Here is a 21,378-nt window from a genome sequence, read left to right as displayed (position 1 = left end):
GCAAGTGCTTGGTTGGTAGTCGGTGTGGGTGATCGGCGGAACTGGCTCAGGGGATGACGACGCTCCCGCTGCAACTCGTGGACGGGATGCTCCAGAGCGCGTTGCGGTTGACCGCGCCGAAGGTGACGTTGACGCGACCCCTGCCGATCTGGCTGACGGGGATCACGAAGTAGTGGACGCCCTGGTAGGGCGGGTTCACGCGGACGTTGCTCACCTTCGAGCCGCGCTTGCCGGTGGCGAGGTTGTGCCAGTCCAGGCGTGCGGAGGACTGGTATCCGCCGGGGAAGTAGCTGGTGAAGTCGGTGGCGATGTAGGCATTGCCGGCGTACGTGCTGACGATGGTGCGCCGCGCCAGGAATGGGACGTCGACGACGTTGGGGCTCAGGCCGATGCAGTTCGACAGCGGATACTCGCGCGTCACCGCGTTCGCCTCGCCGGTGGCAGCGGCGCCGAGGCCGGCGGCCGAGGTCAGTGCGATGGCGGCCGCGGCCAACCGGGTGATCGTCTTCGTGCCGGGCATGTCTCGACTCCCTTGCTGGTGGCGGTGATCGGATGGCGTGATCACCGGTCAGTTTCCCCGTGGGAAGCCCGTTTTGTGTCGTTTCGGCGCAGCGTGTTCATTCGATCGGTGGATGGGTTCTCACCTGAGGTGGCGTGAGATCCCGTCGGCGGCAGCCCGGGTGGCCTCGCCCAGCCGGTGGAGCTCGTCGACGCGGAGCTCCCGGTTCGGGCAGACGACGATCGCCGCCACCACCCGCTGCCCGGCATCGAAGACGGGTGCGCCGATGGTGACCACCGGCACCCCGGTGTCGTCGGCTGCGCACGCGTCGATCTCCTCGGGCAGGTAGTCGATGACGGACAGCTCGGTGAGCAGGTCCCCGACCCTCGCGCGCAGGGTGTCCGACATGGTGTCGAGGGAGCTGAGGGCCTCGATCATCGCCACGTGGTCGTCGGTCATGCGCTCGATCGAATAACCGCGGTCGGCGACGACGTCGAGCACCATGCGGAGTCGTGTGCGGGTGGACTCCGCGGCCTGGCCGACCCAGTCCGACCGCGCGTCGTCCGGGTCGAAGGCGATGAACTCGCGGCAGATCGGCGGACGGAGTCGAATCCGGCTGCCGTTGCGCAGCCACGGATGTGGCGCGGACTCCGGGGTGAGGTGGGCCGGGAACGCATGCGAGGCGAGGGTGACCGCATCCGTCGAGGTCCGCCGCGCGACGAAACACGGGATGTCGAATCGGTCGCAGAGTTCGCGCGCCGCCGATGCGGCCCAGCGGACGAGGTGGTCGGCGCTCTCGGCGCTGCGGACGAGGCCGACGAAGGCCGGTCCGACGGCGAAGGTGCCTGCCGACGGATCCCGGATCAGCCACCCGCACTCGACGAGTTCGGAGACGACGGCATGGGCGGTGGCGCGCGACATCGAGGTCTGGCGGACGATCTCGGCCAGGGTCATCGACGGCTGCTCCGCACCCGCGAGGAGTTCGACGATGCGGACGACCCGGGCGGTCGGCGGCGACGCGGCGCGTGCCGGTTGACGCGCGGCGGAGAAGTCACCTACGGTTTGTGTCACATTGTCAACACTTAGTGTCGAATATTCGACATGTCAAGGGGGTTGCTCCGGTGGCCATCACCATCGATGCCGACGGCGAACGTCGTCTGGATCGCACCGAGTCCACAACCGATGGACGTCCGTTCCACCGCGGCTACGAGCTCTCGCACCTCGCCGCGCTCGAGGCCGAATCGGTCCACATCTTCCGAGAGGTCGCCGCCACCTTCGAACGGCCGGTTCTGCTGTTCTCCGGCGGCAAGGACTCGGTGGTGATGTTCCACCTGGCACGCAAGGCCTTCTGGCCGGCGCCGATCCCGTTCCCGCTCATGCACGTCGACACCGGACACAACTTCGACGAGGTGATCGAGTACCGCGATCGGGTGGTCGCCGACACCGGGGTCCGCCTGATCGTCAGCTCCGTGCAGGACGACATCGACGCCGGGCGGGTCGTCGAGCAGACCGGGCCGGGCGCCAGCCGCAACCGGCTGCAGACGACGGCGCTGTTGCGCGGTATCACCGAGAACCGTTTCGACGCCGTGTTCGGCGGGGCGCGTCGGGACGAGGAGAAGGCGCGGGCGAAGGAGCGTGTGTTCAGCTTCCGCGACGAATTCGGCGCGTGGAATCCGCGCGAGCAGCGACCCGAGCTGTGGCGGCTCTACAACGGACGTCACGCCAAGGGCGAGCACATCAGGGTGTTCCCGTTGTCGAACTGGACCGAACTCGACATCTGGCAGTACATCGCGGCCGAGGACATCGATCTGCCGGAGATCTACTACGCGCACCAGCGCGAGGTCATTCCCCGCGACGGCATGCTCCTCGCGAAAACCCGCTTCCTGCAGGAGTTCCCGGGCGAGGAGGTGCGGACCGAGACCGTGCGGTTCCGGACGGTCGGGGACGCCACGTGTACCGGCTGTGTCCTGTCCGGCGCCGACGACGTGCTGAAGGTGATCGAGGAGATCGAGGTGACCCGGCTGACCGAGCGTGGCGCCACGCGCGCCGACGACCGGATCTCCGAGTCGGGGATGGAAGACCGCAAGAAGGAAGGCTACTTCTGATGGGCGACCTCAACGCCGTCGGCGGCGCGACGGAGATGCTGCGGCTGGCGACCGCCGGTTCGGTGGACGACGGCAAGTCGACGCTCATCGGGCGACTGCTCTACGACTCGAAGGCGATCTTCACCGACCAGCTCGAGTCGATCGAGCGCACCAGCGCCGAGCGCGGTGACGAGTACGCCAACCTCGCCCTGCTGACCGACGGGTTGCGTGCCGAACGCGAGCAGGGCATCACCATCGACGTCGCCTATCGCTACTTCGCCACGCCCAGGCGGAAGTTCATCATCGCCGACACGCCGGGCCATGTGCAGTACACGCGCAACATGGTGACCGGTGCGTCGACCGCCGATCTGGCGATGATCCTCATCGACGCGCGCAAGGGCGTGCTGGAACAGACGCGGCGGCACGCCTTCCTGTCGTCGCTGCTCGGCATCCCGCATCTGACGGTCTGCGTGAACAAGATGGATCTCGTCGACTGGTCGCAGGAGCGGTTCGACGAGATCTGCGCGGACTTCGTCGATTTCGCGACCAAGCTCAACGTCGTGGACCTGACCTTCATCCCGATGTCGGCCCTGCGGGGCGACAACGTCGTCGACCAGTCCGCGGCGATGCCCTGGTACGAGGGGCGGCCGCTCCTGAATCATCTCGAGCACGTCTACATCGCGTCCGACCGCAACCTGATCGACACCCGTCTGCCCGTGCAGTACGTGATCCGGCCGCAACGCAGCGATGGTGCCGACCACCGCGCCTACGCGGGTACGGTCGCGGGCGGAGTGCTCGCCAGGGGTGACGAGATCGTGGTCTTGCCAAGCGGTTTCAGCACCACCATCACCGAGATCTGGGCGCCGGGAGGGCAGCCGGTCGACGAGGCCTTCGCGTCGATGGCCGTGTCCGTCGAACTCGCCGACGAGATCGACATCGTGCGCGGCGACATGCTGGCGCGGCCCAACAACCGTCCGTACGTCGGCCGCGACCTGGACGCGATGGTGTGCTGGTTCGCCGAGGACGCCGAGCTGCGACCGGGGAACAGATATCAGCTGCTCTGCGGCACCCGGCTGACCCGGGCGCAGGTGAACGGACTCAACTACCGCCTCGACGTCAACTCGCTGCACCGCGACGAGAAGGCGGAGGGGCTGTCGCTCAACGAGATCGGGCGTGTCGCCCTGCACACCCAGGAGCCGGTGACCTTCGACTCCTACCGGCGCAACCGGGACACCGGCAGCTTCATCCTGATCGACGAGGCCACCAACCGGACCGTCGGGGCGGGGATGATCACCGCGCCGGTGAGTCACGACAGTCACGTCGTGTGGCAGGCGACGAAGGTCACCCGCGAGCACCGTCCGCACCACGGCGCCACGATCTGGCTGACGGGTCTGTCCGGATCGGGCAAGTCGTCGCTGGCGGTCGAGCTCGAGCGGCGCTTCGTCGCCGAGGGGCGTCCGGCCTACCTGATGGACGGCGACAACCTGCGGCACGGGCTGAACTCGGATCTGGGCTTCTCCGACGACGACCGGCGCGAGAACATCCGCCGGACCAGTGAGGTCGCGGCGCTGTTCGCCGACTCGGGATCGGTGGCGATCGTCTCGCTCATCAGCCCCTTCGCCGAAGAGCGGCAGCGGGCCCGCGAGATCCACGCCGAGCGCGGGTTGCCGTTCTACGAGATCTTCGTCGACACCCCGCTCGCGGAGTGCGAGCGACGAGACCCGAAGGGGCTCTACGACCGCGCGCGGCGGGGGGAGATCAGCCAGTTCACCGGTATCGACTCGCCGTACGAGCGGCCGTCGAGCCCGGATCTGGTCATCACCCCCGACGACGGTCCGCCGTCCGAGGTCGCCGACCTGGTGCTGCGTAACCTGGGTCTGTGAGTGCGTGGAGCGCTGTCTCCATGCCGTCCCGGTACCCGACCGAGAGGAATCCCCGTGACCGACGATCGTGCCCTGGCCGGTGAACTGGCCACCGCCGCAGGTGAACTCCTGCTCGACATCCGGCGCTCCAGCGGATTGACGGGCAAAGAGCTCGGTCAGGAGGGTGACCGGCGGTCCGACGAGTTCATCCTCGGGCGTCTCGCGCAGGAGCGCCCGGACGACGCGGTGCTGTCCGAGGAGTCGGCCGACGACAAGTCGCGGCTGTCGGCGTCGCGCGTGTGGATCATCGATCCGGTCGACGGCACCCGCGAGTACGGCACGTACGAACCCGGCGGCGGTCGGACGGATTGGGCCGTGCACGTCGCGCTCTGGTCGGCGGACGAGGGACTGATCGCGGGTGCGGTCGCGCTGCCGGCCCTCGGGGTGACCTATCTCGACGACGGTTCGGCCGTCGAGCCCGTGGAGGGCCTTGCGTCACGCCCCCGGACCGGTGTCCCGCGCGTCGTCGTGAGCAGTTCACGCCCACCGGCCTTCGCCGACGAGGTGGCCGCGGCCATGGCGGGCGAGGTGCTGCCGATGGGGTCCGCCGGGGCGAAGGCGATGGCGGTCGTGCGCGGTGAGGCCGACGCGTACGTCCACGCCGGCGGCCAGTACGAGTGGGATTCGGCCGCGCCCGTCGCCGTCGCGAAGGCAAAGGGCCTGTGGTGCGGTCGGATCGATGGTTCGCCGCTGGTCTACAACAACGAGGACACCTACCTGCCCGACCTCGTCATCTGCCGGCCGGAGTTCACCGAGGCGATCCTCACGGTCACCACCGAGGGCGCGGGCGGCTGACGAACCCGTCGCGCCTCAGTGCGTGACGACGACCTTGATCACGACGATCACGGTCGCCACCAGCGTGACCGCGCCGGCACTGAACACCGTTCCGCGGCTGAGCTGCTCGTGGTTGAGTCGGTCGATGACGAAGACCGTGCCGCCGATGCGCAGCAGGATCACGATCTCCGCGACGAGCTGGGCGGTACGGGGTTCGATCCAGCCGATCAGGCCGAGCAGCAGGATCGCGCAGGGCAGGAGCGCCGAGGTCAGGATCGGCACCGAGTCGCGGAGATGGCCCAGCACCTCCGATCTCGTCGGCTCGATCGGGCCGTCGGACACCCGGCGGGCGACCGCCTCGGCGAAGATGTGTGCGATGAAGGTCGACGCGGCGGTGCCGGCGAGGATCGCGATACCGACGAAGTCGTCCTCGACGTGCAGCGGGATGAGTACCGCGAGGATCAGGATGTTGCCGTAGATGTAGGCGCTGATCCGCGGCGCGGCGTGCTTGCGCTCGAGGGGGCTGTCGCGGCTGAACAGTGGTCCGTGCAGCAGGGTCCACGGACGATCGCTCATGGTTGAGAAAGCTATCAGCGCGGGACGAGTTCGGCGACGACAGCGGCGATGGTGTCGTCGGGCCGGGTGAGGCAGACCGTCGCCGCCACGGTGGCCACCTGTTGCGCGTTCGAGGTCACGTCCAGCTCGCGCAGCACCGCCGTCCGCGCCGCGTCGTCGAGTCCGCGGAACTCCGCGCACGTCATGGTCGACGCGGCCCCGGAACCCGACCCGCGCGACGGCGACGCGGTGGTGCGGGTCGGCGTTCCGGTGGTGGTCCCGCGGGTTCTCGACTCGGCGCTGGTGGTCCCGCCGGAGCTGGGCTCGGTGCTGCTGGTCTCGGTGCTGCTGGACGCGACGCTGCTCGTCGTCGACGCGGCGGTCCCGGGGGCGGGCGCGGGTTCGTCGGACGAGCACGCCCCGAGCGCGAGGGTCACCAGCGCGGTCAGGGTGATGGTCGCGGCCAGCTGCGCCGGACGGTTGCGGCGGGCGGGGACGGACATGACGGGACTCCTCGGAGAAGGTGATCCGGGTCGGGACCCGGCTGGTGATGGCGGGGCGGTCAGCGCATGAGGCCGGAGAGGACGCCGGAGATCGCGGCCCGGACGTCCGCGGTCTCGATGCGCATGAGGTCGTCCTGGCTGAGGGCGTCGAGATCGCCGGCACTGCTGAGGCGGAACTCGCGCTCCTCCTCGGCCGCTTCGATGATGTTGCGGATGAACCGGCCGTTACCCGCGAGGTCGGTGGAACGGCGCGTGGTGCCCTGATGCTCGCGGACATCGTGGTACAGGGGCGAACAGGCCTGCTCGATCTCGAACATCGCCTCGTGGGTCAACGACGAATCCCGCTTGCGCGCAATGAACTCGGCGATACGAGCGAGCTCGTCGGGGGTGTAGGAGTCGAAGCGCACGCGGCGGGCGAAGCGCGATGCCAGGCCGTCGTTGGACGCGAGGAACCGGTCGATCTCGGCGTCGTAGCCGGCGATGATGACGACGAGCCGGTCACGGTCGTCCTCCATCCGGGCGAGCAGCGTGTCGACGGCTTCGCGGCCGAACGCGTCGCCACCGGACAAGCCCTGCTGGATCAGCGTGTACGCCTCGTCGATGAACAGGACACCGTCCATCGCGGAGTCGATGAGTGCCGAGGTCTTGATCGCGGTACTGCCGAGGTGCTCGCCGACCATGTCGCGGCGGGTCGCCTCCACGACCTTGTCGGACTTGATGAATCCGAGACCGCAATAGATCTTGGCGACGATGCGCGCGACCGTCGTCTTGCCGGTGCCGGGCGGACCGGTGAAGGCGAGGTGCAGGCTGCGCGCCGATGTCGACAACCCGCGGTCGGCGCGGACCTTTGCCAGTGTCGCGGTGGACTGGAGCTTGGCCACCTGCTGCTTCACCGAGTCGAGGCCGATCTGTTCGGCCAGCTCGCGCTGCGCCTCGGTCACCAGCGAGCTCTGGGTGTCGGAGTCTGCGGATCCCGACACCAGCGTCTCGGCGCGATCGGGGACCGACTTCGGGTCCCACCGGTCGGTGCGTTGCGCGATCTGCTCCGGTGTCGTGGCGGTCACGCGCAGGGAGGGCGACCGGATCGCCTCGGCCGCGGCCGCCAGCGACGGGTCACGAGCATAGGCCTGCTCGAACATCGACTTGGCCTTCTCCTCGTGGCCCTGCTCGCGCAGCGCGAGGCCGTAGACGAACATCGCCTGGGTCGAACACGCCGCGATCGGGCCGTCGACCGCGTTCTGCAACCGTCGCATGCCCTCGCCGAGCATGCCGAGATGGACACACGACGTGCCGGCCATGAAGTCGGCGACGGCCTGCATGTACGGGTCGTTCCACCGATCGGACCTGGTGAGCGACGTCAGGACGTCGGGCCAGCGCTGGGTGGCGAAATGGAGGAAGGCACGAACGAAGTCCACGATCGGCACGCGATGGGCCGGGGGCACCTCGTCGAGAACCTCCTCGGCACCGGCGAAATCTGCGCCGCGGACCAGGCTGGCGGCGTAGGCGGCCGTCGCCTCGACGGCGCTCGACGCCGGGAAGTCGATCATCATGCCCGTGTACCAGCGCCCCGCGATGGTGCCGGGGGGAAGTCCGAGCCGGCGCTGCTCGGCGCCGATCGATCCGCGTGCGCGGTAGAGGCCCAAGAGGACCTCGTTGCTGTTGTCGCCGCAGGCGAGGCGGCCGATCCAGGCGTCGCCCAGGGACGGGTCCCATTCGGTCGCGCGGGTGAAGGCCTTGGCCGCCTGCGCGGGATTGTCGACGGGTTCCTGACCTTCGACGGGGATGTTCAGCGACAGGACACCGAGTTCGAAGAGCGCCCTCGCCTTGCGGACATCGGCCATCGCTTCCCCCTGTGTCGTCCCATCCCGTACGGAGTCCCCTGTATCGATCTCCCCGGGTGCAACGGCGACACACCGCGAGGGCGGTCGCCGGAGACAGAGTATCGCTAGACCGCGCCGGCACCGGGCGCAGATCTCCCAGGGCCCGACCGGCGGCCGGACCGCCCCGGCGGCCGGAACCGGCCGCGCCCGCCTAGACTTGTCTGCGTGAGTGCCCAGGTGGATACCGTCTCAGCCGCTGCCCAGACCCCGGATCATCCGCAACCGTTCCGCGAACTCGGTCTCAAGGACGACGAGTACGCGCGGATCCGCGAGATACTGGGTCGCCGGCCCACCGACGCGGAACTCGCCATGTACTCGGTGATGTGGTCCGAGCACTGCAGCTACAAGTCGTCGAAGGTGCACCTGCGCTACTTCGGCGAGACCACCACCGACGAGATGCGCGCGAGCATGCTCGCCGGTATCGGCGAGAACGCCGGTGTCGTCGACATCGGTGACGGCTGGGCGGTGACCTTCAAGGTCGAGTCGCACAACCACCCGAGCTATGTCGAGCCGTACCAGGGTGCCGCGACCGGCGTCGGCGGCATCGTCCGCGACATCATGGCGATGGGCGCCCGTCCGATCGCGGTGATGGATCAGTTGCGCTTCGGTCCGGCCGACGCCCCGGACACCCGGCGCGTGGTCGACGGTGTGGTGCGCGGCGTGGGCGGCTACGGCAACTCCCTCGGCCTGCCGAACGTCGGCGGCGAGACCGTCTTCGACGCCAGCTACGCGGGCAACCCGCTCGTCAACGCGCTGTGCGCGGGCGTGCTGCGCACCGAGGACCTGCACCTGGCCTTCGCCTCGGGCGCGGGCAACAAGATCATCCTGTTCGGTGCGCGAACCGGTCTCGACGGCATCGGCGGAGTGTCGGTACTGGCGTCGGAGACCTTCGACGATTCCGACGGTTCCGGCCCCAACCGGAAGAAGCTGCCGAGTGTGCAGGTCGGCGATCCGTTCACCGAGAAGGTGCTCATCGAGTGCTGTCTCGAGCTCTACCACGCCGGGTTGGTGGTGGGCATCCAGGATCTCGGTGGCGCCGGATTGTCCTGTGCGACGAGCGAACTCGCCGCGGCCGGCGATGGTGGCATGCACATCGACCTGGAGAAGGTGCCGATGCGCGCCGAGGGCATGACTCCGGCGGAGGTCCTCTCCAGTGAGTCGCAGGAACGCATGTGCGCGGTCGTGACGCCGGAGAACGTGGACCGCTTCCTCGAGGTGTGCCGCAAGTGGGACGTCCTCGCGACCGTCATCGGTGAGGTCACCGACGGCGATCAGCTGGTCATCACCTGGCACGGCGAGACCGTCGTCGACGTGCCGCCGCGCACCGTCGCCCACGACGGCCCGGTCTATGAGCGCCCGGTCGCCCGACCCGACTGGCAGGACACCGTCATCGCGTCGACCACCGAGCCCCTGCAGCGCCCGGGCACGCCCGACCAGCTGCGCGAGACGCTGCTGGCCATGCTCGCCTCGCCCGCGCTGTGCAGCCGCAAGTTCATCACCGATCAGTACGACCGGTACGTGCGCGGCAACACCGTCCTCGCCGAGCACGCGGACTCGGGGATGATCCGCATCGACGAGGAGTCCGGGCGCGGCATCGCGCTGGCGACCGACGCCTCGGGCCGGTACACCTTCCTCGATCCCTACCGCGGCGCGCAGCTCGCGCTGGCCGAGGCCTACCGCAACGTCGCCGTCTCCGGTGCGACGCCGAAGGCCGTCACCAACTGCCTCAACTTCGGCTCGCCGGAGGATCCGGCGGTGATGTGGCAGTTCCAGCAGGCGGTCCGGGGACTCGCCGACGGCTGTGCGCAGCTGGGCATCCCGGTCACCGGCGGCAACGTGAGCTTCTACAACCAGACGGGGGCGACGGCGATCCTCCCGACCCCGGTGATCGGCGTCCTCGGCGTCATCGACGACGTGCACCGCCGCATCCCGACCGGCCTCGGAACCGAGCCGGGAGAGACCCTGATCCTGCTCGGTGAGACCCGTGACGAGTTCGACGGATCGATCTGGGCGCAGGTCAGCCACGACCACCTCGGTGGCGTGCCCCCGCAGGTCGATCTCGAGCGCGAGCGGCTGCTCGCCGAGATCCTCGCCGCGTCGTCCCGGGACGGATTGATCTCCGCGGCACACGATCTCAGCGAGGGCGGTCTCATCCAGACCGTCGTCGAGGCGGCCCTGGCCGGTGAGACCGGGTGCCGGATCCTGCTGCCCGAGGACGCCGACCCGTTCGTCTGGCTGTTCTCCGAATCCGCCGGCCGGGTGCTCGTGGCGGTCCCGCGCACCGAGGAATCACGGTTCACCGCGATGCTCGACGCGCGCACGATGCCGTGGACGCGCATAGGTGTGGTCGATCAGGGCAGCGACGCCGTCGACGTCCAGGACTACTTCTCGGTGCCGCTCGCCGAACTGCGCGAGGTGCACGAGGGCACCCTCCCGAGGTTGTTCGGCGACGCCGTCTAGTCGCATGCCCTAGTTGCGCCCCGCAACGTTCGGATCGGTGACGATTCCGTTGTACGTCAATGGAATCAATATCTTTTGTGGACGTGTCGTGCCCGGTCACGGTCGGTTACGCTCCTTGAGTTCTCTGACCGAGTCGAAAGGGCGCAGATGAGCTACCCCAATGATCCGAACCAGCCGCCGAACTACGGCGCGGGTGGTTACGGACAGCAGCCGTACGGCGGGTTCCCGGGCGGCAACCCGGCCGGTCCGGAACCGGACAACAACCTCGTCTGGGCGATCCTGGCCACGGTGCTGTGTTGCCTGCCGCTCGGGATCGTGTCGATCGTGAAGTCGACCTCGGTCAGCAAGCTGTGGGCGGCCGGTGACTACGCCGGCGCGCAGAAGGCTGCCGACGAGGCCAAGAAGTGGGCGATGTGGAGTGCGATCTCGTCGGTCGTCATCTGGGTCCTGATCGTCATCGTCTATGTCATCTTCTTCGTCATCCTCCTCGGCGCCTCCGCGTCCACGTCCACGTACTGAGCGCTTCGAGAGGGCCGTCCTCGGACGGGTCTCGGCCCTCTCGAAGCATCGGTACCTCGGGCCGGCGACCGTTGTCGCCGGTACCGGGATGGTCTGTGCGGCAGTGTGGTTCGCCGATCCCACGACGCCGGGCGGTGCCCTTCCGGTGTGTCCGACCAAACTGATCTTCGGCGTGACGTGCCCGGGTTGTGGATCGTTGCGGGCCATCTACTCGCTGCTACACGGCGACGTCCCGGCCGCCCTGCACTACAACGCCGTCGGGGTGCTGGCGATGGGGCTGCTGCTCGTCGCCTTCGTCGCCTACTGCGTGCGTCTGTGGACCGGTCGCCGGGTTCGCAGCTGGCAGCACCTCAGATACTCCGGCGTCGTCGTGCTCGTGATCGTCCTGGCCTGGTCCGTGATCCGGAACATCCCGGTCGAACCGCTCTGGTCACTCCACGTCTGAACGCCCGGCGGCACCGCGAATCCAGCGGATCAGCCGCGAACCGGGATCGCGCACGGGGCCGTCGACATCGAGAGTCGCCAGCGCCTCGGGGTCGTCGGTCGTGATCTGATCGACCCGCAACTCGAGCAGCCGCCTGATCTCCGGGGCGACGCGTGGCCCGACCCGGGTCACCGTGTACCCGTCGACGAGACGACCGCGCTCGTGAAATGCGCCGATCAGGTCGTGGCCGCGGCGGTCGGCGGCCAGGATCAGCCGATTCTCCAGGTACACCATCTCGGCTTCCGGTGACGCCGCCACCGCCCGGTCGACGAACCCGTCGAAGTCCCCGGACCGTAGTGCTGCCTCGGCGGCGCCGTGATGGCAAGGGTCATAACCGATCCGGACGCCCGGCGCGGCCGAGGTCAGCGTCTCCACCGCCGCAGCGTCGCCACACGACAGGATGTAATGCCCTGCGTGGGGGGCGACGCTGCGGGCGAACACCTCCACGGCCGCGGCGTCGAGCGCGGCGTCGTCCTCCTTGAAGTCGAGCTGGAGCGACGCGGTGGGCGCGATGTCCACCCCGTCGAAGAGGTCGGTCAGGTCCTCGAGCAGGAGGACCCGGTCGTCGATGGGGCGTCCGCTGTTGTCCCGCAGGTGCAGTTCCCGCAGATACGACGCCGGGAGTGCCGACACCGCGCCGGTACCGGTGGTGGCGTGATCGACGGTGCGGTCGTGCAGGACGGCGAAACCCCGGTCGGCGTGGATCACCAGATCGACTTCGATGCTCGCGCCGAGCCGCATGCCCTCGACGATCCGGGTCGCGGTGAACGCCGGGTCGTCGGCGCGGCGCCGGCCGCGGTGCCACTTGAGCATCGTCCGATGGCCGTCGTGGTCGATGTGGATCGGGGCGTCGGCGGGGTCCGTGGGCGACATGGCAGTCACAGCTCCCGACCTTAGTGGAGTGCATCTCGCCGAATCGGCACGCCGAAGTTGGAACGTGTTCTAGTTTGTTTCGCATGACATTGCGAGTGGTCGAGTGGTCGACCGGAACCGTCGGACGACATGCCATCGCCGGGATCGACGCCCGGGGAGACCTGGAACTCGTGGGGGTGTGGGTGTCCGACCCCGCGAAGGTCGGCAAGGATGCCGGTGAGCTGGCCGGTCTCGATCGCGAGCTGGGTGTCGTCGCCACCGACGACCGCGATGCGTTGATCGCCTTGCGGCCGGACTGCGTCGTGCACACCGCCATGACCGACGATCGCGTCATGGAGTCGATCGAAGACCTGATCTTCTTCCTGGAGAACGGGATCAACGTGGTCTCGAGCGGCCCGGTGGTCCTGCAGTTCCCGCAGGGCATCCTCCCCGACTCACTGCTGCAACGGATCTCCGACGCCGGAAAGGCCGGCAACGCGAGCCTCCACGTCAACGGCATCGACCCGGGCTTCGCCAACGACGTGCTGCCGCTGGCGATGACCAGCCTGTCCCAGCGCATCGACGAGGTCCGCTGTCAGGAGATCGCCGACTACTCGACCTACTACCAGCCGGTGGTCATGCGTGACCTGTTCGGCTTCGGACAACCGCTGGACACCACGCCGCTGATCTTCGCGCCCGGCATCCTGTCGATGGGGTGGGGGAGTGTCGTGCGACAGATCGCCGCCGGACTCGACCTGGTGCTCGACGAGCCACTCGTCGAACGCGTCGAGCGGGTTGCGGCCGATCGCGACTATTCGACGGTCTCCGTCGAGATCCCGAAGGGGACGATGGCCGCGGTCCGCTTCGAGGTGGCCGGTCAGGTCGACGGCGTGGATCGTGTTGTGCTGGAGCACTATACGCGCACCCACCCCGATCAGTGCCCGGAGTGGCCGTCCCCGCACGAGGGTGACGGCTGCTACCGCATCGCGATCGCCGGCGAGCCCGAGATGGCCGTCGAGTTCGGGCATCACGGCGAGAACGGTGACCACAACGTGTCCGGAATGATCGTCACCGCGATGCGACTGGTCAATTCCGTTGCGGCGGTGGTCGATGCCAAGCCCGGTCTGGTCACCGCACTCGATCTCCCGCTCGTGACCGGCCGGGGGTTGTTCGCCCAGAAGTAGCCGCAATCCCGGCTTGACAGATCCCGTTGCGTTTTGTCCCGGTAACCGGGACAAAACGCAACCGGATCGCTTCGATCAGCCCTGGCGCGCCTTGAATCTCGGGTTGCCCTTGTTGATGACGAAGATGCGACCTCTGCGCTTGACCACCTGCGAGCCGGGCTGGTTCTTCAGTGAACGGATGGATGCACGAACCTTCAACGGAGCCTCCTTAATGGAAATTGTTTCCATTAAAGCAGGCTCGTCGTCCCTGATCGACGGCTGGGGTCAGACCTGCCAGGTGTGTACCGGCTCGCCCTCGTGCATCTGGGTGACATAGTCGCGCAGCATGCCCTGCAACGCCTGCTCCCGGCTCTCGCCCGCGCGCTCGCGGGCCGCGACCGCCTGGCGCTGCCAGACCGACCCGGTCTGGCGCGAGATGCAGCGCCCCTCGATCACCGAGAGGTAGCGCTTCCGGGCCTTGTCGGAGACACCGAACCGGCGCAGTCCGTCCTCGGCGAGCACGAGGAGCCGGCGCAGGACGAGCTCATCGGGCCGTACCCAGCCGACATCGGGCCAGTACAGCTGGGACTCCATTCCGCTGCGGGCGCCGGATTGCAGGTTCTCGGCGGCGGCGTTGAACGACATCCGCGACCACAGCGGCCGGTCGGATTCGACGAGACCGCGGACGACGCCGTAGTAGAACGCGGCGTTGGCCATCGTGTCGACGACCGTCGGGCCGGCGGGCAGCACGCGGTTCTCCACGCGCAGGTGTGCCTGTCCCTCGTGGATGTCGTAGACCGGACGGTTCCAGCGGTAGACGGTCCCGTTGTGCAGGCGCAGTTCGTCGAGGGTCGGGATGCGTCCGGAGTCGAGCTCGGCGAGCGGGTCGGTGTCGGTGGAGACCGGGAGAAGGGCGGGGAAGTAGCGGGTGTTCTCCTCGAAGAGGTCGAAGATCGTGTTGATCCATCGCTCCCCGAACCACACTCGGGGCCGCACGCCCTGATTCTTCAGTTCCAGCGGACGGGTGTCGGTGGCCTGCTCGAAGACTGGGATGCGGCTCTCGTGCCACAACGCGGTCCCGGCGAGGAACGGCGAGTTGCCGGCCAAGGCCACCTGCACCCCGGCGATGGCCTGGGCGGCATTCCAGTGGGAGGCAAAGTCTTCCGGTGCCACCCGGAGATGTAGCTGCAGCGAGGTGCAGGCGGCCTCGGGCAGGATCGAGTCGGTCGCGGTGCGAAGGTGCTCGGTGTGGTGGGTGTCGGTCAGTGGGACACCGGTGATGTCGATCTCGAGGTCCTCACCCCGGGCCGCGAAGATCTGCTCGTTGAGCAGGTCGTACCGGGGGTTCGCCGAGATCCAGTGATGTGCAAAGTGTTCGGACTTCAGCGTCGGCAGCATGCCGATCATCACCAGGTGGCTCGAGGTCTGTGCGGCGCGCTGTTCGGCCCGGTTGAGCGACGTGCGCAGCGCTTGTTCGAGCGAGATCGTGTCGTCGGTGGTGAACGGTCGCGGCGAGACGTTGATCTCGATGTTGAACTGACCGAGTTCGGTCTGATAGTCGGGATCGGCGATCGCCTCGAGGACGGCGGCGTTGGCCATCGCCGGCCGCATCTGCTCGTCGACGAGGTTCAGTTCGACCTCCATGCCGAGGAGCGGCTTCGGCGGACGACCCTGATCGGTGAACAATCCGTCGGCGAGCATCCTGGCGATCGCTTCCGTCCCGCGACCCACCTGGCGCCGGAAACGGACCCGGTCCTCGCCGGTGAACTGCTGCTTGGACACCTCGGCTCCCATGCGGTCAATACTGCCCGATCCGAACCGCCCCGAACCCTCTTGGGAGAATGGCCGGGTGCCACCACGCAGGAGAGTGGACCCAGCAGAGGTCCGAGCCGCAGTGCTGGCCGTCTCGGACTGGCTCGTCGACCCCACCGCGCCGCCGCCGGGACGCGCCGCCCTCGCCGACGCAGTCCGGCAGTCGGCCCGGACGCTCGAACAGCTCGCGCCCGGCAACTCGGTCGAGGTCCGGGTACCCCCGTTCGTCGCGGTGCAGTGCATCGAAGGACCCCGCCACACCCGTGGGACGCCGCCGAACGTGGTCGAGATGTCGCCGCGGACCTGGCTGCTCCTCGTGGCCGGTGTCCTCACCTACGACGACGCCCTCGCCGCCGGCGACGTCGACGCCTCCGGACACCGGGCCGGGCTGATCGCCGATCTGCTCCCGCTCGTCCCGATCGCGTCCTCGGGTGACCGCGGAGCCGGAGTGTGATTCATCACTCGCCGGGGTGTCGCGGAATTACCCGCAGGCCGACACTGCTGGAAGATTCGCATCGGGAGCCGACCGACCCGTAAACTCCGTGATGTCTCCCAGCCCACTCGACTGACCGATTCGCAGCCCCAGGGAGCTAGTCGATGCCTGATCATTCGATCGCCAACATGAACCTGCTCGCTCCCACGACGGCGGGCGGATGTTCTGCACGCGGTGCGGGCGCGATCAACCCCGCCCCGCTGGACGAACCCGAGAACGAACCGCGTGAGGAATGCGGTGTCTTCGGCGTCTGGGCGCCCGGTGAGGACGTCGCCAAGCTGAGCTACTACGGGCTCTACGCCCTGCAGCACCGCGGCCAGGAGGCCGCGGGTATCGCGGTCGGTGACGGCAGCCAAGTCGTCGTGTTCAAGGACCTCGGGCTGGTCAGCCAGGTCTTCGACGAGCAGACGCTGGGAGCGATGAGCGGTCACGTGGCGATCGGCCACTGCCGGTACTCCACCACCGGCTCGACCACCTGGGAGAACTCGCAGCCGATCTTCCGCACCACCGACGCCGGCACCGGCGTCGCCCTGGGTCACAACGGCAACCTGGTCAACACCGCCGACCTCGCCGCTCGTGCCCGTGAGCAGGGGATCAAGAGCTCGGCGGCCACCTCGGACTCCGATGTGGTGGGAGCACTGCTCGCGCACGGCGCCGCCGACAGCTCCATCGAGCAGGCCGCCATGGAACTGCTGCCGACCCTCAAGGGCGCCTTCTGCCTGACCTTCATGGACGAGCACACGCTCTACGCCGCGCGCGACCCGCACGGCGTGCGCCCGCTGTCGCTCGGCCGCCTCGATCGCGGCTGGGTGGTCGCGTCGGAGACCGCCGCGCTCGACATCGTCGGCGCGTCGTTCGTCCGCGACATCGAGCCGGGTGAGCTGCTGGCCATCGACGCCGACGGCGTGCGCAGCTCACGGTTCGCCGAGCCGACCCCGAGCGGGTGCGTCTTCGAATACGTCTATCTCGCCCGTCCGGACTCGGTGATCCACGGCCGTTCGGTCCACTCGACCCGCGTCGAGATCGGTCGGCGCCTCGCCAAGGAGCATCCTGCCGAGGGGGACCTGGTGATCCCGGTGCCGGAGTCCGGCGTGCCGGCGGCCGTCGGTTTCGCCCAGGAATCGGGCATCCCGTACGGCCAGGGCCTGATGAAGAACGCCTACGTCGGCCGCACCTTCATCCAGCCGTCGCAGACGATCCGTCAGCTCGGTATCCGTCTCAAACTCAATCCGCTACGCGAGGTCATCCGCGGCAAGCGACTCGTGGTCGTCGACGACTCGATCGTGCGCGGCAACACGCAGCGCGCGCTCATCCGGATGCTGCGTGAGGCCGGGGCGGCCGAGGTGCACGTCCGGATCGCGTCGAGCCCGGTCCGATGGCCCTGCTTCTACGGCATCGACTTCGCCTCACCCGCGGAGCTCATCGCCAACGGCATGGAATCCGAGGAAGGCATGGTCGAGGGCGTGCGCCAGGCCATCGGTGCCGACTCGCTCGGCTACATCAGCATCGACGAGATGATCAATTCGACCGGTCAGAGCGCCTCGTCCCTGTGCGCGGCATGCTTCGACGGCAAGTACCCGATCGAGCTGCCCAAGGAGACCTCGATGGGCAAGGCCGTCCTGGAACAGATGCTGGCCAGTGCCGCCGGCGACCGGGCGGTGGACCCCCTGACCAAGCCGAACGACAACGTCAGCGCGGTCATGCGGCCCTGATTTTGCGTCAACGACCCTCCGGTACCGTATGACCCGTCGGCGAACACGCCGGAAACAACGTTCGACCGAGAATTCTGGAACGGGAGTGCTGCGGAGATGACGGAGCGGGATGCTGCTGCCGACGAGACGGCCGGGAGCGCGACACCGGCCTCGTATGCGGCGGCCGGGGTCGACATCGACGCCGGTGAGCGGGCTGTGGAACTCATCGCACCCCATGCCAAGCGTGCGTCGCGACCGGAGGTTCTCGGCGGAATCGGCGGCTTCTCCGGCCTGTTCGCGCTCAAGGGCAACTACCGGGAGCCGGTCCTCGCCGCGGCGAGCGACGGCGTCGGCACCAAACTGGCCGTGGCGCAGGCCATCGACAAACACGACACCGTCGGTCGCGATCTCGTCGCCATGTGCGTCGACGACCTGGTCGTCTGCGGCGCGGAACCCCTTTTCCTGCAGGACTACATCGCGGTGGGCAAGGTCGTCCCCGAGACGGTGGCCCAGATCGTCGCCGGCATCGCCGACGGGTGCGTCGAAGCCGGCTGCGCGCTGCTGGGCGGTGAGACCGCCGAGCACCCCGGTCTGATGCAGGACAACCACTACGACATGTCCGCCACCGCCGTGGGCGTCGTCGAGGCCGACAACGTCCTCACCCCGGATCGCGTGCGCGCCGGCGACGTCGTCATCGGCATGGGGTCGTCGGGGTTGCACTCCAACGGCTACTCGCTCGCCCGCAAGGTGTTGCTCGACTGGGGTCACATGGACCTGTTCGGCCACGTCGAGGAGTTCGGGCGCACCCTGGGCGAGGAGTTGCTCGAGCCGACCCGGATCTACGCCCGGGACTGCCTGGCGCTGATCGCCGAGGCCGATGTCCGTACGTTCGCGCACATCACCGGCGGCGGCCTCGCCGAGAACCTCGCCCGCGTGATCCCGCACGGCCTCGTCGCCGAGCTCGAGCGCAACACCTGGACGCCCGCGCCGATCTTCGCGTTGATCGGGCAGCGTGGCCGGGTCGAACAGCTCGAGATGGAGCGCACCTTCAACATGGGCGTCGGCATGGTCGCGGTCGTGGCGCCGGAGGACACCGACCGGGCGCAGGCCGTGCTGACCGCCCGGCATGTCGACAACTGGGTCCTGGGCACGGTCAAGCGTGCGAGCGACAAATCCGACACAGACGCGCGTGTCAGTCTGCTCGGGGAGCACCCGCGCTTCTAGGATCGGCCGAAACCGCACTCTCGCAACGACAATCGTTCGAGGCGCGGGCACATACAGAACACCGACGCTCGCCGGAGGGGTATCCCTCGGCGAGCGTCGGTGTCTGACGATGTTCGATCACCCTGGACCAACGCATGAGCACGCACCACCCATCCGAAAACGGGTGGTGCGTACAAAATTATGGGCCCGCGTCGCCGCGGGTCCGCTCATGCGGAGAGTGTGTGGGGTGATCCCAGGCGTCGAGAGATCAACGCCCGAAGAGTGTGCGCGTCAAGCGCGTCGCCACTCCTCTTCGTCCACCCAGTCGTCCACCGGATCCGGTCGTTCTACAACCGGATCGCCCTGCCCGGAGAGCTCACGCTGCAAGCTTTCCAAATCGGTGTTCGGAGTGGAGTACTTCAGCTGACGTGCAACCTTCGTCTGCTTTGCCTTTGCCCGGCCGCGGCCCATATGGGACCCCCTCGCACAATGACGGGGCGGCCAAACGATTGGCGGCCCCGTTCTCTTGAAGTAATTCTGTCGTGCGGACCAGTCTAGCGCGCCTCTAGGATTTGTGTTGTCCACCCTGGGTTGCCGCGCCGACGCGTCTTTCCGACTTGTTCACCATCTTGGTCGCCTCACGCCGGACCTTGGCCGGCAGATCGTCTCGCGCGAGCAGGGACCGGATCGCCTCGAGGTCGCCGCCGGCGAGCAGATCGCGTGATCGCACGCCGTGCTCGGGGCGGTGGACGACGCTGATCCGATCGCCCTGCGCCACGCTGCCGTTCCGGACAACCCGCAGGTAGGTGCCGAAATCGGCTTGGTCGAGAAAGCGCTTCATCCATCGCGGCTCACCCGCCCAGACCGCGAAGGTCTTGCAGGGGACGCGGGGGATGGTCACCTCGAGGACCAGACCGTCGGTTCCCACCTCCCACCGTTCGCCGACCACCGCGTCGGTGACCGCCATGCCGTCGATGCGGAGGTTCTCGCCGAACCATCCGTAAGGAAGCTCACGTCCGAGCTCCTCTGCCCACCGGCGCGCCTCGGCGTCTGCGTAGGCGTACACGGCCTGATCGACGCCGCCGTGGTGCCGCTTGTTGCCCACGTGGTCGTCGACGAGGCCGAGCTCGTCGACGACGAGGCGTCCGTGACGGGGGCGCTTGTCGATGGCGGAGCGGCCGATGCCCTCGAGGATCACGTCGTCGCCGGCCGCGCACACGGCCAGCACCACGCCCTCGCTCAACTCTGGTGTCCCGGAACCGCCGAACCGCCGCGGAGGCGTTCCACGGCGGCGCGTCCCGCCTGGATCCGGTCGTCCTCGAGGATCGAGTCCGGGTCGATCCGGGCGCTCACGGCGGTCTCTGCGCCCACGGTCAGCTCGACATCTGTGCCCACGTTGCGTTTGACGAGCGCGAGAGCGATCGGACCCCACTCGTGGTGGTCGACGATCGTGCCCAGGCGGCCGACGGTCCGGCCGCCGGCCGTCACCGGATCGCCGGGCACCGGGCGCTCGTCGCTGCTGCCGTCCAGGTGCAGCAGGACCAGCCGTCGCGGCGACTTGCCGAGGTTGTGGACCCGGGCGACCGTCTCCTGGCCGCGGTAGCAACCCTTGTCGAGGTGGACCGCGCCGAGCTCGTCGGGACCGCCGATCCAGTCGACCTCGTGCGGGATCGTGCGCTCGTCGGTGTCGGCGCCCAGCCGCGGGCGGCGGGCGGCCACGCGGAGCGCCTCGTACGCCCAGCTGCCGGCCATCCGTGCGCCGGCCTCGGTCAGGGCGTCCCACCATCGGGTCAGCAGGTACTCGGGCACGATCAGATCCACGACGGGCAGGTCCCGATCCTCGCCGAACGAGGGCATGCGCCGCCAGAAACCGAGCGGTTCGTCCTCGTGGTGGGTCTCGGGCAGCCCGCCGGCCTGGTAGACGTCGGTGTCCGCGCCGATCTCCAGGAGGTCGGCGACCGGTCCGTCGAGCGCCCCCGGGCCGATGAGCGTCACGACCTTCATGTCGGGTCGCGCCGCCGGCTCGGCCTTGGCCCAGAAGACCATCTTGGTGAGGAAGCCGAGCAGCGGGTCACCGCGGGAACCCTCGGTGTCGATCCAGGTGACACCGTCGATGTCGGTGAGGACGAAATGCTCCTCGACACGGCCGTTGGCGTCGAGGGAGAGGTTCTCGGCGCTCGACCGGTCGGGCAGGGCGGCGATGTGCTGGCTGGTGATCGTGTGCAGCCAGGTCAGGCGTTCGGCGCCGGCGATCTCGATCACGGCTCGGTCAGACCGGTCGACGATGATCACGCCGCTCCGGCCGGCTCGTTCCTCCCCGCCGCCGTAGGCGGCTCGTTGTTCACCGAGCGGATCACCGTAGTGCCACGCGGTGTCGGCGGATTGGAGGTCTCCGGGACCGGGCACCGCCCCGCCCTCGGAATGCCTGGTCAGGATGGGTGAACGGCTCACGTGTCGATTCTACGGGTCGATTCGGCATACGGC

21 protein-coding genes are annotated in these 21,378 nt (G+C 68.5%); 10 read left to right on the top strand and 11 right to left on the bottom strand.

Going from position 1 to position 21,378, the window contains the following annotated elements; genetic code table 11:
* Positions 1–46 precede the first annotated feature (46 nt).
* On the bottom strand, positions 47–520 hold the full coding sequence (locus tag AMD30_RS07920) for a hypothetical protein (RefSeq protein WP_044505915.1): 474 nt from the start codon (positions 518–520) through the stop codon (positions 47–49).
* A gap of 120 nt (positions 521–640) precedes the next feature.
* On the bottom strand, positions 641–1,570 hold the full coding sequence (locus AMD30_RS07915) for an IclR family transcriptional regulator (RefSeq protein ID WP_055475250.1): 930 nt from the start codon (positions 1,568–1,570) through the stop codon (positions 641–643).
* A gap of 86 nt (positions 1,571–1,656) precedes the next feature.
* Here AMD30_RS07915 and cysD point away from each other — a divergent pair, with 86 nt between their 5' ends.
* Genes cysD through AMD30_RS07900 form a run of 3 tightly spaced genes read left to right on the top strand, consistent with a single transcriptional unit; the run spans position 1,657 to position 5,300 of the window.
* A complete protein-coding gene (cysD, locus tag AMD30_RS07910; RefSeq protein ID WP_193363253.1) occupies positions 1,657–2,604 on the top strand; it encodes a sulfate adenylyltransferase subunit CysD in 948 nt (315 codons plus the stop codon).
* Entirely contained in the window at positions 2,604–4,466 is a 1,863-nt protein-coding gene (gene cysC / locus AMD30_RS07905; protein ID WP_055475249.1) for an adenylyl-sulfate kinase, read from the top strand. The genes cysD and cysC overlap by 1 nt, the downstream gene beginning before the upstream one ends.
* Before the next feature lie 54 nt (positions 4,467–4,520).
* Positions 4,521–5,300 carry a 3'(2'),5'-bisphosphate nucleotidase CysQ gene (locus AMD30_RS07900; RefSeq protein ID WP_055475248.1) on the top strand — a complete coding sequence of 260 codons (780 nt, stop codon included), beginning with the start codon at positions 4,521–4,523 and terminating at the stop codon, positions 5,298–5,300.
* 15 nt (positions 5,301–5,315) lie between these two features.
* Here the strand turns inward: AMD30_RS07900 and AMD30_RS07895 are convergent, their stop codons facing one another.
* The 3 genes from AMD30_RS07895 to eccA are packed head-to-tail and all read right to left on the bottom strand — an operon-like array spanning position 5,316 to position 8,178.
* The gene (locus AMD30_RS07895) at positions 5,316–5,855 is read right to left on the bottom strand and encodes a hypothetical protein (RefSeq protein WP_010842112.1); all 540 of its coding nucleotides are present in this window, start codon (positions 5,853–5,855) and stop codon (positions 5,316–5,318) included.
* A gap of 14 nt (positions 5,856–5,869) precedes the next feature.
* Positions 5,870–6,337, bottom strand: coding sequence for a hypothetical protein (locus AMD30_RS07890; RefSeq protein WP_055475247.1), 468 nt, complete (start codon positions 6,335–6,337; stop codon positions 5,870–5,872).
* Positions 6,338–6,396: 59 nt separating this feature from the next.
* A complete protein-coding gene (gene eccA / locus AMD30_RS07885) occupies positions 6,397–8,178 on the bottom strand; it encodes a type VII secretion AAA-ATPase EccA (RefSeq protein WP_055475246.1) in 1,782 nt (593 codons plus the stop codon).
* 204 nt (positions 8,179–8,382) lie between these two features.
* Between eccA and purL the strand changes: the two genes are divergently transcribed.
* The 3 genes from purL to AMD30_RS07870 all read left to right on the top strand — a co-directional run bounded on the left by purL (position 8,383) and on the right by AMD30_RS07870 (position 11,641).
* Complete coding sequence (gene purL, locus AMD30_RS07880; protein ID WP_197282755.1) at positions 8,383–10,677, top strand: phosphoribosylformylglycinamidine synthase subunit PurL; 2,295 nt, start codon at positions 8,383–8,385, stop codon at positions 10,675–10,677.
* A gap of 147 nt (positions 10,678–10,824) precedes the next feature.
* Complete coding sequence (locus AMD30_RS07875; RefSeq protein WP_010842108.1) at positions 10,825–11,196, top strand: CD225/dispanin family protein; 372 nt, start codon at positions 10,825–10,827, stop codon at positions 11,194–11,196.
* Positions 11,197–11,284: 88 nt separating this feature from the next.
* Complete coding sequence (locus AMD30_RS07870; protein WP_055475245.1) at positions 11,285–11,641, top strand: DUF2752 domain-containing protein; 357 nt, start codon at positions 11,285–11,287, stop codon at positions 11,639–11,641.
* On the opposite strand, the gene AMD30_RS07865 is transcribed toward AMD30_RS07870, so the two are convergent.
* Positions 11,627–12,553 (bottom strand): glycerophosphodiester phosphodiesterase, encoded by a 927-nt coding sequence (locus AMD30_RS07865; RefSeq protein WP_055475270.1) that lies wholly within the window; start codon positions 12,551–12,553, stop codon positions 11,627–11,629. The two genes, AMD30_RS07870 and AMD30_RS07865, sit on opposite strands and share 15 nt — an antisense overlap.
* Before the next feature lie 83 nt (positions 12,554–12,636).
* Between AMD30_RS07865 and AMD30_RS07860 the strand changes: the two genes are divergently transcribed.
* On the top strand, positions 12,637–13,716 hold the full coding sequence (locus tag AMD30_RS07860; RefSeq protein ID WP_055475244.1) for an NAD(P)H-dependent amine dehydrogenase family protein: 1,080 nt from the start codon (positions 12,637–12,639) through the stop codon (positions 13,714–13,716).
* Positions 13,717–13,791: 75 nt separating this feature from the next.
* Here the strand turns inward: AMD30_RS07860 and ykgO are convergent, their stop codons facing one another.
* Positions 13,792–13,914 carry a type B 50S ribosomal protein L36 gene (gene ykgO, locus AMD30_RS07855; protein WP_010842104.1) on the bottom strand — a complete coding sequence of 41 codons (123 nt, stop codon included), beginning with the start codon at positions 13,912–13,914 and terminating at the stop codon, positions 13,792–13,794.
* Positions 13,915–13,980: 66 nt separating this feature from the next.
* Complete coding sequence (locus AMD30_RS07850; protein ID WP_055475243.1) at positions 13,981–15,489, bottom strand: glutamate-cysteine ligase family protein; 1,509 nt, start codon at positions 15,487–15,489, stop codon at positions 13,981–13,983.
* A gap of 55 nt (positions 15,490–15,544) precedes the next feature.
* Between AMD30_RS07850 and AMD30_RS07845 the strand changes: the two genes are divergently transcribed.
* The 3 genes from AMD30_RS07845 to purM all read left to right on the top strand — a co-directional run bounded on the left by AMD30_RS07845 (position 15,545) and on the right by purM (position 18,915).
* Positions 15,545–15,961, top strand: a complete 417-nt coding sequence (locus tag AMD30_RS07845) for a sterol carrier family protein (RefSeq protein ID WP_044505926.1) — start codon at positions 15,545–15,547, stop codon at positions 15,959–15,961.
* Between the two features lie 143 nt (positions 15,962–16,104).
* Positions 16,105–17,712, top strand: a complete 1,608-nt coding sequence (gene purF, locus AMD30_RS07840; RefSeq protein WP_055475242.1) for an amidophosphoribosyltransferase — start codon at positions 16,105–16,107, stop codon at positions 17,710–17,712.
* Positions 17,713–17,808: 96 nt separating this feature from the next.
* Complete coding sequence (purM, locus tag AMD30_RS07835; RefSeq protein ID WP_014925493.1) at positions 17,809–18,915, top strand: phosphoribosylformylglycinamidine cyclo-ligase; 1,107 nt, start codon at positions 17,809–17,811, stop codon at positions 18,913–18,915.
* Between the two features lie 270 nt (positions 18,916–19,185).
* Here purM and AMD30_RS24485 read toward each other — a convergent pair whose 3' ends face one another.
* The 3 genes from AMD30_RS24485 to ygfZ all read right to left on the bottom strand — a co-directional run bounded on the left by AMD30_RS24485 (position 19,186) and on the right by ygfZ (position 21,345).
* On the bottom strand, positions 19,186–19,365 hold the full coding sequence (locus tag AMD30_RS24485) for a DUF3073 domain-containing protein (protein WP_010842099.1): 180 nt from the start codon (positions 19,363–19,365) through the stop codon (positions 19,186–19,188).
* A gap of 94 nt (positions 19,366–19,459) precedes the next feature.
* Complete coding sequence (locus tag AMD30_RS07830) at positions 19,460–20,137, bottom strand: MOSC domain-containing protein (RefSeq protein WP_231632659.1); 678 nt, start codon at positions 20,135–20,137, stop codon at positions 19,460–19,462.
* Positions 20,134–21,345: a CAF17-like 4Fe-4S cluster assembly/insertion protein YgfZ gene (ygfZ, locus tag AMD30_RS07825; RefSeq protein WP_055475240.1), complete on the bottom strand. Its 1,212-nt coding sequence runs from the start codon at positions 21,343–21,345 to the stop codon at positions 20,134–20,136. Before ygfZ ends, AMD30_RS07830 begins: the two co-directional genes overlap by 4 nt.
* Positions 21,346–21,378: the final 33 nt, after the last annotated feature.

The sequence above is a fragment of the Gordonia sp. HS-NH1 genome (assembly GCF_001418765.1).
Lineage (GTDB): Bacteria > Actinomycetota > Actinomycetes > Mycobacteriales > Mycobacteriaceae > Gordonia.
Note: the sequence above shows the minus strand (reverse complement) of the source record. Positions and strands in the feature narration are given on the sequence as shown.

What these genes read in the sequence shown, in the direction of transcription:
- AMD30_RS07920 (WP_044505915.1), bottom strand. Translation starts at nt 520, where the DNA reads ATGCCCGGCACGAAGACGATCACCCGGTTGGCCGCGGCCGCCATCGCA.
- AMD30_RS07875 (WP_010842108.1), top strand. Translation starts at nt 10,825, where the DNA reads ATGAGCTACCCCAATGATCCGAACCAGCCGCCGAACTACGGCGCGGGT.
- AMD30_RS07890 (WP_055475247.1), bottom strand. Translation starts at nt 6,337, where the DNA reads ATGTCCGTCCCCGCCCGCCGCAACCGTCCGGCGCAGCTGGCCGCGACC.
- purM (WP_014925493.1), top strand. Translation starts at nt 17,809, where the DNA reads ATGACGGAGCGGGATGCTGCTGCCGACGAGACGGCCGGGAGCGCGACA.
- AMD30_RS07865 (WP_055475270.1), bottom strand. Translation starts at nt 12,553, where the DNA reads ATGTCGCCCACGGACCCCGCCGACGCCCCGATCCACATCGACCACGAC.
- AMD30_RS24485 (WP_010842099.1), bottom strand. Translation starts at nt 19,365, where the DNA reads ATGGGCCGCGGCCGGGCAAAGGCAAAGCAGACGAAGGTTGCACGTCAG.
- purF (WP_055475242.1), top strand. Translation starts at nt 16,105, where the DNA reads ATGCCTGATCATTCGATCGCCAACATGAACCTGCTCGCTCCCACGACG.
- eccA (WP_055475246.1), bottom strand. Translation starts at nt 8,178, where the DNA reads ATGGCCGATGTCCGCAAGGCGAGGGCGCTCTTCGAACTCGGTGTCCTG.
- AMD30_RS07860 (WP_055475244.1), top strand. Translation starts at nt 12,637, where the DNA reads ATGACATTGCGAGTGGTCGAGTGGTCGACCGGAACCGTCGGACGACAT.
- cysC (WP_055475249.1), top strand. Translation starts at nt 2,604, where the DNA reads ATGGGCGACCTCAACGCCGTCGGCGGCGCGACGGAGATGCTGCGGCTG.
- AMD30_RS07870 (WP_055475245.1), top strand. Translation starts at nt 11,285, where the DNA reads ATGGTCTGTGCGGCAGTGTGGTTCGCCGATCCCACGACGCCGGGCGGT.
- AMD30_RS07895 (WP_010842112.1), bottom strand. Translation starts at nt 5,855, where the DNA reads ATGAGCGATCGTCCGTGGACCCTGCTGCACGGACCACTGTTCAGCCGC.
- AMD30_RS07850 (WP_055475243.1), bottom strand. Translation starts at nt 15,489, where the DNA reads ATGGGAGCCGAGGTGTCCAAGCAGCAGTTCACCGGCGAGGACCGGGTC.